This window comes from Aestuariivirga sp. (assembly GCF_037139295.1).
Classification (GTDB): Bacteria; Pseudomonadota; Alphaproteobacteria; order Rhizobiales; family Aestuariivirgaceae; genus Aestuariivirga.
This window is the reverse complement of sequence record NZ_JBAXGR010000109.1, coordinates 1-9,642: the sequence shown is the minus strand read 5'-3', so window position 1 is coordinate 9,642 and position 9,642 is coordinate 1. Positions and strand designations below refer to the sequence as shown.

The window sequence follows — 9,642 nt, the reverse complement described above, 5'->3', positions numbered from 1 at the left end:
ATGTATTGCCACGCCACGCGACCCGACCGGCTCCCTCTGGTTGCCTGCCATTCGATCGCACCGGCGCGCAGCGTGTCCGCGTCGACCTTCAGTCCGTAGTGCTTCGCATAGCCCTCGATCATCGCCAGGAACTCGTCCTGCGAACAATTGTGGAAGCCCAGCCACAGACCGAAGCGATCTGACAGCGAGACCTTCTCCTGCACCGCCTCGGACGGGTTGATCGCCGTCGAGCGCTCATTCTCGATCATGTCGCGCGGCAGCAGGTGGCGGCGGTTCGAGGTGGCGTAGAAGATCATGTTGGAAGGGCGGCCCTCGATGCCACCGTCAAGCGCCGCCTTGAGCGACTTGTAGGAGGTGTCGTCAGCGTCGAATGAGAGGTCGTCGCAGAACACGATGAAGCGGAAACCGGGGTTCCTGCGGATGATGTTCATCAGCACCGGCAGGCTTTCGATGTCCTCGCGGTGGATCTCGACGAGCTTCAGGATGCCGCCGCACGCCTCGTTGATGGCGTGGTGGGCGGCCTTCACCAGCGATGACTTGCCCATGCCGCGCGCGCCCCAGAGCAGCGCATTGTTGGCGGGAAGCCCGCGGGCGAAGCGCTCGGTGTTCTCGATCAGGATGTCACGGGTGAGGTCGATGCCGCGCAGCAGCGAAAGGTCCACCCGGTTGACGCGCGGAACGGCTTCGAGTTCCGGCGGACTCGCATGCCAGACGAAGGCCGAATAGCCCTCAAGCTCGGGTCGGGCCGCCTTGGCGGGCGCCAGCCGCTCCAGCGCCTCGGCGATGCGGGTGAGCAGCGAATTATCGATTTCCTGTGCCATTATGAAGTCTTAGCCGAGGTGGGGTGCGCGGTAAAGAAGCACCAATCGATTGGTTGCAATAGGGGCAACCATCGCTATATTCCGCCCAAACTTCGTTCAGGAGAATGTCCTTGTTCATCACTCCGGCTTATGCCCAGGCCGCCGGCGCGCCCGCCGGTGCGGGCGACTTCATCGGCATGGTTCTGCCGCTCGTGCTCATCATGGGCGTGTTCTATTTCCTGCTGATCCGCCCCCAGCAGAAGAAGATGAAGGAGCATCAGGCGATGCTCAAGAAGGTGGGCAAGGGCGACACCATCATCACTGCGGGTGGTCTCATTGGCCGCGTCGTCAAGGTGGTCGACGACAACGAACTCCAGGTGGAGATCGGCGAGAACATCAAGGTGCGGGTTCTGCGCACCGGCATCGCCGACGTGCGCGCCAAGGGCGAACCCGTCAAGACCGAGGCCAAGTAAGAGCCTATGCTGCATTTCAGCAAATGGAAGGCGTTCGGCATCCTGCTTGCCGTGCTGATCTCCATCATCGTCGCGCTGCCCAATGTGCTGCCCGCCGCCTACCAGGACAAGCTCCGGCCCTATGGCCTGCGTCCGATGACGCTGGGCCTCGACCTGCAGGGTGGCGTCAACATCCTTCTCGAAATTGACCGTGATGACCTCAAGAAGCGTCTGACCGAGCAGCTCGTCGGCGACATCCGCTCGAACCTGCGTGAGGCCAAGATTGGCTACAACGGCATCAACCGCGGCCCCGAAGGCGTGCGTGTGCGCATCACCAAGCCCGAGGACATGGACAAGGCCGTCCCCGACCTGCGCAAGCTGGCGCAGCCCGTGGAGGCCGGTGGTTTGTTCGGCGCCGGTGCCGCCACTGCGCTGTTTGACGTGGCCGTCGATGGCCAGCAGGTAAACTTCACCTTCAACGAGAAGGGCATCGACAACAAGATCCAGCAGGCGGTGAGCCAGTCGATCAAGATCGTCGAGAAGCGCGTCAACCCTGATGGCGTGGTGGAAGCCACCATTCAGCAGCAGGGCAAGGACCGCATCGTCGTGCAGCTGCCGGGCGTGCAGGATAGCCAGGAAGTGAAGAGCCGCCTCGACCGGACGGCGAAGCTCACCTTCCAGCTGACCTGCGAGGCACAGCCCACGGCACCCGGCCAGAACCCGCCACCGGAATGCAAGGCGCTGCCGATGAAGGATGATCCCAAGAACATCCTGTGGATCCAGACGTCGAGCCGCGCCACGGTGGACGGCGCCGACCTCACCGATGCCCGCGGCTCCTTCGACCAGTCAAACCAGCCGGTCGTCTCCTTCCGCTTCAACCAGAAAGGTGCGGAGCGCTTCGGCAAGATGACGCGCGACAATGTCGGCAAGCCTTTCGCCATCGTCCTCGACGACCTGGTGATGAGCGCGCCGCGCATCAACGAGCCCATTCTCGGCGGTTCCGGCCAGATCTCCGGCAACTTCACGGTGGACGAAACCAACAGCCTCGCCGTGGTGCTGCGCTCCGGCGCGTTGCCCGCCAAGCTGTCCATCGTGGAAGAGCGCACGGTGGGCCCGAGCCTCGGTTCGGACTCGATCAAGGCCGGCTTCAATGCCTCGATCATCGGCCTCATTCTGGTCGTCGGCTTCATGATCATGTCCTATGGCCTGTTCGGCATTTTCGCCAACATCGCGCTGCTCGTGAACCTCATCATGCTGATTGCGGTGATGAGCTTCTTCGGCTTCACCATGACGCTGCCGGGCATCGCCGCCATCGTGCTCACCATGGGCATGGCGGTCGACTCCAACGTCATCATCTTCGAGCGCATGCGTGAAGAGTGGCGCAATGGCCGCTCGGCAATGAGCGCCATCGAGACGGGTTTCAAGTCGGCCTTCGCAACGATCTTCGACTCGAACTTCACCGCCCTCATCGCAGCCGTCGTGCTGTTCGGCGTCGGCTCGGGGCCTGTGAAGGGCTTTGCCATCACACATGCCATCGGCATCCTCACCACGGTGTTCACGGCCTATACAGTGACGCGCTTCATCGTGGCACTGTGGGTCGGCTGGGCCAAGCCCAAGGAGGTTCCGCTCTGAGGAGCGGAGGTCATCTCATGAAATTCAAGCCCATCCGCTTCATTCCGGACGACACCCGCTTCCCGATCATGCGGCTGAGCCGCTTCGGCTTCTTCGTGTCCGGCCTCCTGTCGCTGGCCTCTGTGCTGCTCTTTGTCTTCGTCGGCCTCAATGTCGGCGTCGATTTCAAGGGCGGTACGGTGATGACCATCCGCACCACCGAGCCCGCCAATATCGAGCTGCTGCGCACGCAGGTGAACGATCTTGGCTTCGGCAGTGCTGAAATCCAGGAATTCGGTTCTCCCAATGATGTGCTGATCCGTCTTCCGGCAGTCGAAGGCGGTGACGATGCGCAGCAGACCACCATCGCCAAGGTGAAGGAGGCGCTGGGTACTGGTGTCGAATTCCGCTCCGTCGAGGTGGTTGGGCCGAAGGTTTCCGCCGAGCTTGCCGAGCAGGGCATCATCGCCGTGGTTTCGGCCATCATCGGCATCCTGTTCTATGTATGGTTCCGCTTCGAATGGCAGTTCGCCGCGGGGGCGGTGCTGTCGTTGCTGCATGACGTGCTGATCACCATCGGCATCTTCTGTCTGCTCAGGATCGAGTTCAACCTGCAGATCATCGCGGCCATCCTGACGATCGTCGGCTATTCGCTGAACGACACCGTGGTGGTGTTCGACCGTATCCGCGAATACATGCGCAAGTACAAGTCGATGAACCTGGCCGACCTGATCGATTTCTCGATCAACTCGGTGTTCCCGCGCACCATCCTCACCTCGGTCACCACCATGCTGGCGCTGATCGCGCTCTACATCTTCGGCGGCGAGGTGCTGCGTGGCTTTACCTTCACCATGATCCTCGGCGTGCTGATCGGCACCTATTCCTCGATCTTCATTGCCTCGCCGGTGCTCATCCTGCTCGGCACGGTGATGAGCGAGAAGAAGACCGCGACCGATCCCAAGGCCAAGGCTGCGGCCGCCAGGCCGTGACGGCGCACTACCCCGGCCGGACCGCCATCGACTCCTACAGAGCGGGCGGATTCGGCTTTGCGGGCATGTCGCACCGAGGCGCGATCATGGTGCTGCCCTCAGGTGTCTATGCCTGGAGCGTCAACCCGGCCGCGCTGACGGCTGCGGACTTCGCCATGGTCCTGGCCGAGAAAGCCGAAATCGACCTTTTCCTCATCGGCATGGGCCATGAGATGGTGCGGCCGCCGAAACCCGTGCGCGCCGCACTCGAGGCCGCTGGCATCATGTATGACACGATGGCCACGGGCCACGCTGTTTCAACCTACAACCTGCTGCTCGAAGAGAAGCGCCGCGTCGCCGCCGCCCTGATCCCCGTGGAGTTTCGCGCGTGAGCGAGGTGGAGGACATCGTCCGCCTGCGCGACCGTGACCGTTACCTCTCTTGCCTGTTCGCGCCGGATGACAAGCGTCCGCACCTGCTGGCGCTCTATGCCTTCAACGCCGAGATCCTGAAGGTGCGCGACACCGTGAGCGAGCCGGCGCTCGGCATGATCCGCCTGCAATGGTGGCGCGACACGATCGAGGGCATCTATGCCGGCAACCCCGTGCCTGGCTACGCCGTGGCGGAGGCGCTGGCGCGCGCCATCACCGAGGGGAACCTGCCGAAGCAGGCCCTCATCGATCTCGTCACCGCCCATGAGTTCGACCTGTTCCATGACCGCATGCCCGGCCTCACCGAACTGGAGGCCTACATGGGCGAGGCCTATTCGCGCCTCATCATGATGGCGGCGATGATCCTCGACCGTGACGCCGCGGGCAAGGCCAGCGAATGCGCCGGCCTCGCCGGTGTCGCGCAGGGCCTCGCACTGGTGATGGGCGATCCGGCGCATCGCGACCCCTTCCTGCCCGAGAGCATGACGGTTGCCGAGGCGGTTGGCCATGCCGAGAACCGCCTCGCGCAGGCGATGACGCTCAGGCCGGAACTGCCGAAGTCCGTGCTTCCGGCCTTCCTGCCGGTGAGCCTCACGGGCCTGTATCTGAAGCGGATCGCGAAACAGCCGGATGTTCCGCTCTCCGTGTCGCCGCTCCGTCGGCAGATCGAGATGTGGTGGACCGCGAAGCGCTGGGGCTGATTGAATTTGCCGTCATCCCGGCGAATGCCGGGACCCAGCTTTGACCTTGAGCCCTTGGACAATGGCCCCAGAGGCTCGTCCTGCCGCATGCGCTGGGTTTGTAAGACTTCCCGGTAGGGGTGTAGCCGAGACAAAATCGCCCAAAAACAATCGTTACAAAACGTTCCATTATTGCGCTGCCCGACCTGCAGGAAGCTGGGCCCCAGCTTTCGCTGGGGTGACGCCATCAGGAAGGAACCGGAACGGGCGACGAAGCTTACTCCGCCGCCTTCAGCGCCGCCCCGCCCAGCCAGGCTTCGAAATCCGCCTTGGCGCGGCCGGTATAGGCGTGCTTGCGCTCCACGGCCTGCTCGGTGTGCTTCAGGCGCACGCCGTCCTTCATCTTCACCTTCTCGATGGGCGGCAGCAGGCCGAAGTTGATGTTCATCGGCTGGAAGGACGACTTCTGCCCATCCGTTGTCTCGATGTGCCCGCCGGTGATGTGGTTGATGAGCGCGCCATGCGCCGTGGTGGGCGGCGGCACATCGAAGGCTAGGCCGAGTGCTTCCGCCGCAGCCATGCGGCCCGCCATCAGCCCCATGGCGGCGCTTTCCACATAGCCTTCAACGCCGGTCACCTGACCGGCAAAGCGAAGCCGCGGCTGGGCCTTCATCCGCAGGGCGCCATCGAGCACGCGCGGGCTGTTGAGGAAGGTGTTGCGGTGCAGCCCGCCGAGCCTTGCGAACTCGGCGTTCTCGAGGCCCGGAATGGTGCGGAACACCTTCACCTGGTCGGCATATTTCAGCTTCGTCTGGAAACCCACCATGTTGTAGAGCGTGCCCAGCTTGTTGTCCTGGCGCAACTGGACAACGGCATAGGCCTTCTCATCGGGCTTGTGCGCATTGGTCAGGCCGCGCGGTTTCATCGGCCCATGGCGCAGCGTCTCGGGCCCGCGCTCCGCCATCACCTCGATAGGCAGGCAGCCGTCGAAGTAGGGGGTCGACCTCTCCCATTCCTTGAAGTTGGTCTTCTCGCCCTCCATCAGTGCACGGACGAAGGCCTCGTACTGCTCGCGGTTCATCGGGCAGTTGATGTAGTCCTTGCCGGTGCCGCCGGGACCAACCTTGTCATAGCGCGACTGGAACCACGCGGTTCCCATGTCGATTGTCTCGCGGTGCACGATGGGGGCGATGGCGTCGAAAAAGGCGAGAGACTCCTCGCCCGTCAGCGAACGGATCGCCTGCGCCAGTGCCGGCGAGGTGAGGGGGCCCGTGGCGATGATGACGCTGTCCCAGTCCTCCGGAGGCAATCCGCCGATCTCGCCCTCGACGACGGTCACCAGCGGGTGGCGCTTCAGCGTCTCGGTCACTTCCGCAGAAAAGGCGTCACGGTCGACGGCCAGCGCGCCACCGGCCGGCACCTGGTGGCGGTCGGCGAGGCCCATGATCAGCGAGCCGCAGCGCCGCATTTCCCAGTGAAGGAGCCCCACGGCATTGCTTTCGTCGTCGTCCGAGCGGAAGGAATTGGAGCAGACGAGCTCGGCGAAGCCGCCCGTCCGGTGCGCCTCGGTGCCCACCTGCGGGCGCATTTCATGAAGGATGACGGGAACACCGAGGTTCACCGCCTGCCAGGCGGCTTCGGAACCGGCCATGCCAGCACCAATGATATGGATGGGTTTTGTCATGGGGCGCTCCTAGCATGGCGGGGCGGGAGGTGAAAGACTTCGACCCTTCATCCCGGCCGCGCGCAGGAGTAAGGGTTTTGCCATGAGCAGCACCCTCCAGGACATTTCCGCCGAACTTGACGCCATCCGGGCCCAGTCCCTGTGGAAGGTCGAGCGTCCCATCCTCGGCCACCAGTCGGCGCACATCCGCGTGAAGAGCGGGGACGTGCTGAACTTCTGCGCCAACAATTACCTGGGGCTGGCCGACCATCCGGACCTCGTTGCGGCGGCGAAGGAGGCCCTGACCACCCACGGCCTTGGCATGGCATCGGTGCGCTTCATCTGCGGCACCAGCGACCTGCACCTCGATCTCGAACGGCGCCTTGCTGACTATCTGCAGATGGACGACGCGATCCTCTTCGCCGCCTGCTTCGATGCCAATGGCGCGGTATTCGAGCCGCTGTTCGGCGAGCAGGATGCCATCATTTCGGACGCCCTCAACCACGCCTCGATCATCGATGGCATCCGTCTCTCCAAGGCCAAGCGCTTCCGCTTCGCCAATGGCGACATGAACGACCTTGAGACGCAGCTCAAGGCCGCGCGCGAGGGTGGTGCCCGCAGGGTCATCGTGGTGACGGACGGCGTGTTCTCCATGGACGGCTTTTTCGCCAAGCTCGCCGAGGTGCGCGCCCTGGCGGACCGGTTCGATGCGCTGGTGATGGTGGATGACTGCCACGCCACCGGCTTCATCGGCCCTGAAGGCCGCGGCACGCCACATCGGGCAGGCGTGAAGGTCGATATCCTCACCGGAACACTGGGCAAGGCGCTGGGCGGCTCGGCGGGAGGTTACATCGCGGCGGCCAGGCCGATCGTCGACCTCATGCGCCAGCGCGCCCGGCCCTATCTCTTCTCCAACGCCCTGCCGCCGCCCATTGTTGCCGCCGGCATCAAGGCCATCGACATGGCGGAGCAGGGGAATGACCTCCGCGCCCGCCTCTTCGACAACGCGAAGCGTTTCCGCGCCGGCATGAGCAAGGCAGGCTTCAACCTCCTTCCCGGCGAGCACCCCATCATCCCTGTCATGCTGGGCGAGGCGAAGCTGGCACAGGACATGGCCACGAAGCTTTATGACAAGGGCATCTACGTCACGGGCTTCTTCTTCCCCGTGGTACCCAAGGGCCAGGCGCGCATCCGCACGCAGATGTCGGCGGCGCATTCATCACAGGACATCGACACCGCCATCGCTGCCTTCACGGCGGCGGGCCAGGAACTGGGAGTGATCTGACATGCGCGCACTGGTGAAAGCGGAGAGGGCCGAGGGCCTCGAAATGCGCGACGAACCCGTTCCGCAGATCGGGTCGGACGACATCCTCATCAAGGTCGCCAAGACCGGTATCTGCGGCACCGACCTCCACATCTGGAAGTGGGATGCCTGGGCGCAGAAGACCATTCCGGTGCCCATGGTGGTGGGCCATGAGTTCGCGGGCGTGGTCACCGACATCGGCTCGCATGTTCGCACCGTGAAGGTGGGTGATCGCGTGTCGGGCGAGGGCCACCTCATCGGCATGAAGAGCCGCATGGCCCGCGCCGGGCACTATCACCTCGATCCTGAAACCAAGGGCATTGGCGTCAACCTGCCGGGCGCCTTCGCGGAATATCTCAAGATCCCGGCCTTCAACGCCATCCATCTGCCGCCGGAAGTGGATGACGAAGTCGGCGCCATTCTCGATCCGCTCGGCAATGCCGTGCACACGGCACTCTCCTTCGATCTCGTGGGCGAGGATGTGCTGATCACCGGTGCGGGCCCCATCGGCATCATGGCTGCCGCCGTCTGCCGCCATGTGGGTGCGCGTCACGTGGTCGTCACCGACATCAACGACTACCGCCTCGAACTCTGCAACCAGGTCACCGATGCCGTCACCGTCAATGTCTCGCGCGAGGACCTGGGCGACGTCATGCACAAGCTGCGCATGAGCGAGGGCTTCGATATCGGGCTCGAGATGTCGGGTGCACCCATGGCCTTCGACCAGATGGTCGACCGCATGATCATGGGCGGCAAGATCGCCATGCTCGGCATTCCCTCCGGCCCCACCACGGTCGACTGGAACCGCGTGATCTTCAAGTCGCTCACCATCAAAGGGATCTATGGCCGCGAGATGTTCGAGACCTGGTACAAGATGATCGCCATGCTGCAGTCCGGCCTCGATGTCCGCAAGGTCATCACCCACCGCATGAAGGCGGCCGATTATGCGCAGGGCTTCGCGCTCATGAAGCAGGGAAGCTGCGGCAAGGTGGTGCTGGACTGGGGGTGATCGCGCCCCAAGTCCGTCATCCGGCAAGGCCCGAATTCAGCTTTCTTGCTATACGCCCCAATTCAGGGGAGCTGGGATCCCGCCTGATGCGCTGCATCTTCTGGCCGTTCGTAGTCAAAGACGTTCAGTTCGATGACGGCGAAGCAAGCGATCCATAAGGCGGCATCATAGAAGTCCAGCAATCCCGTGAGCCCTGCTTCCTCCTGCATCCCTTCCCATCCCCACCACAGCGCCACCCCCACGAGGATCGTGTAAAGCAGGCTCTTGGCAATGTTGCGGATCTTCCATTCGGAAGCCTTGAAGTCGCCGGGCGAATAAACGTCGTAGGCAAGCATCGCGCAAACCGCGAGCCAGGTTACGGAGTTCAGCAAGTCGACCCATTCGCGCTCGAGGAAGTATTGCGTCGTGGCATAGATGGCGAGACCATAACCAAGACACTGGAAGGCGAACAGCGCCCACTTCTCCAATGGAGAGCTGTAGACTTCGTCGAGTGACGTGCTCTCATATTCGAAGGTGCCCAGCAGGATCACCCAGCCAAAGGAATCCAGTGCCTCGTGCGCAGTTCCGTGCAGCAGAAACAGCAGGATGTTGAAGGCCAGAAGCGCGTAGACCGAATACTTGAACACATTGAACGGCAATGAGTGTCGGTTGTTCGTCGGCATGGTGTGCTCAGGCTCCAGCGATCAAATCAACACCCTCAGCAGCGCGAACAGCAGTCCTGCCAG

The 9,642-nt window shown here is 63.2% G+C and carries 10 protein-coding genes; 7 read left to right on the top strand and 3 right to left on the bottom strand.

The window, feature by feature from the left end; translation table 11 throughout:
* On the bottom strand, positions 1-821 hold an 821-nt coding region (locus WCJ41_RS18115), incomplete at its 3' end, for an ATP-binding protein (protein ID WP_336907243.1).
* A gap of 110 nt (positions 822-931) precedes the next feature.
* Between WCJ41_RS18115 and yajC the strand changes: the two genes are divergently transcribed.
* Genes yajC through WCJ41_RS18090 form a run of 5 tightly spaced genes read left to right on the top strand, consistent with a single transcriptional unit; the run spans position 932 to position 4,963 of the window.
* Entirely contained in the window at positions 932-1,273 is a 342-nt protein-coding gene (gene yajC, locus WCJ41_RS18110; RefSeq protein WP_336907242.1) for a preprotein translocase subunit YajC, read from the top strand.
* A gap of 6 nt (positions 1,274-1,279) precedes the next feature.
* Positions 1,280-2,884: a protein translocase subunit SecD gene (gene secD, locus WCJ41_RS18105; RefSeq protein WP_336907241.1), complete on the top strand. Its 1,605-nt coding sequence runs from the start codon at positions 1,280-1,282 to the stop codon at positions 2,882-2,884.
* Between the two features lie 17 nt (positions 2,885-2,901).
* Positions 2,902-3,852, top strand: coding sequence for a protein translocase subunit SecF (gene secF, locus WCJ41_RS18100; protein ID WP_336907240.1), 951 nt, complete (start codon positions 2,902-2,904; stop codon positions 3,850-3,852).
* Complete coding sequence (locus WCJ41_RS18095; RefSeq protein WP_336907239.1) at positions 3,849-4,223, top strand: MTH938/NDUFAF3 family protein; 375 nt, start codon at positions 3,849-3,851, stop codon at positions 4,221-4,223. Before secF ends, WCJ41_RS18095 begins: the two co-directional genes overlap by 4 nt.
* Complete coding sequence (locus tag WCJ41_RS18090) at positions 4,220-4,963, top strand: squalene/phytoene synthase family protein (RefSeq protein ID WP_336907238.1); 744 nt, start codon at positions 4,220-4,222, stop codon at positions 4,961-4,963. Before WCJ41_RS18095 ends, WCJ41_RS18090 begins: the two co-directional genes overlap by 4 nt.
* A gap of 256 nt (positions 4,964-5,219) precedes the next feature.
* On the opposite strand, the gene trmFO is transcribed toward WCJ41_RS18090, so the two are convergent.
* Entirely contained in the window at positions 5,220-6,626 is a 1,407-nt protein-coding gene (gene trmFO, locus WCJ41_RS18085; RefSeq protein WP_336907237.1) for a methylenetetrahydrofolate--tRNA-(uracil(54)-C(5))-methyltransferase (FADH(2)-oxidizing) TrmFO, read from the bottom strand.
* A gap of 82 nt (positions 6,627-6,708) precedes the next feature.
* Here trmFO and WCJ41_RS18080 point away from each other — a divergent pair, with 82 nt between their 5' ends.
* Positions 6,709-7,890, top strand: a complete 1,182-nt coding sequence (locus tag WCJ41_RS18080; RefSeq protein ID WP_336907236.1) for a glycine C-acetyltransferase — start codon at positions 6,709-6,711, stop codon at positions 7,888-7,890.
* 1 nt (position 7,891) lies between these two features.
* Positions 7,892-8,917, top strand: coding sequence for an L-threonine 3-dehydrogenase (gene tdh, locus WCJ41_RS18075; RefSeq protein ID WP_336907235.1), 1,026 nt, complete (start codon positions 7,892-7,894; stop codon positions 8,915-8,917).
* Between the two features lie 62 nt (positions 8,918-8,979).
* Here the strand turns inward: tdh and WCJ41_RS18070 are convergent, their stop codons facing one another.
* A complete protein-coding gene (locus WCJ41_RS18070; RefSeq protein ID WP_336907234.1) occupies positions 8,980-9,579 on the bottom strand; it encodes a hypothetical protein in 600 nt (199 codons plus the stop codon).
* Positions 9,580-9,642: the final 63 nt, after the last annotated feature.

Coding starts and splice junctions, on each gene's coding strand:
- WCJ41_RS18080 (WP_336907236.1), top strand. CDS start 6,709: ATGAGCAGCACCCTCCAGGACATTTCCGCCGAACTTGACGCCATCCGG.
- secF (WP_336907240.1), top strand. CDS start 2,902: ATGAAATTCAAGCCCATCCGCTTCATTCCGGACGACACCCGCTTCCCG.
- WCJ41_RS18070 (WP_336907234.1), bottom strand. CDS start 9,579: ATGCCGACGAACAACCGACACTCATTGCCGTTCAATGTGTTCAAGTAT.
- secD (WP_336907241.1), top strand. CDS start 1,280: ATGCTGCATTTCAGCAAATGGAAGGCGTTCGGCATCCTGCTTGCCGTG.
- trmFO (WP_336907237.1), bottom strand. CDS start 6,626: ATGACAAAACCCATCCATATCATTGGTGCTGGCATGGCCGGTTCCGAA.
- tdh (WP_336907235.1), top strand. CDS start 7,892: ATGCGCGCACTGGTGAAAGCGGAGAGGGCCGAGGGCCTCGAAATGCGC.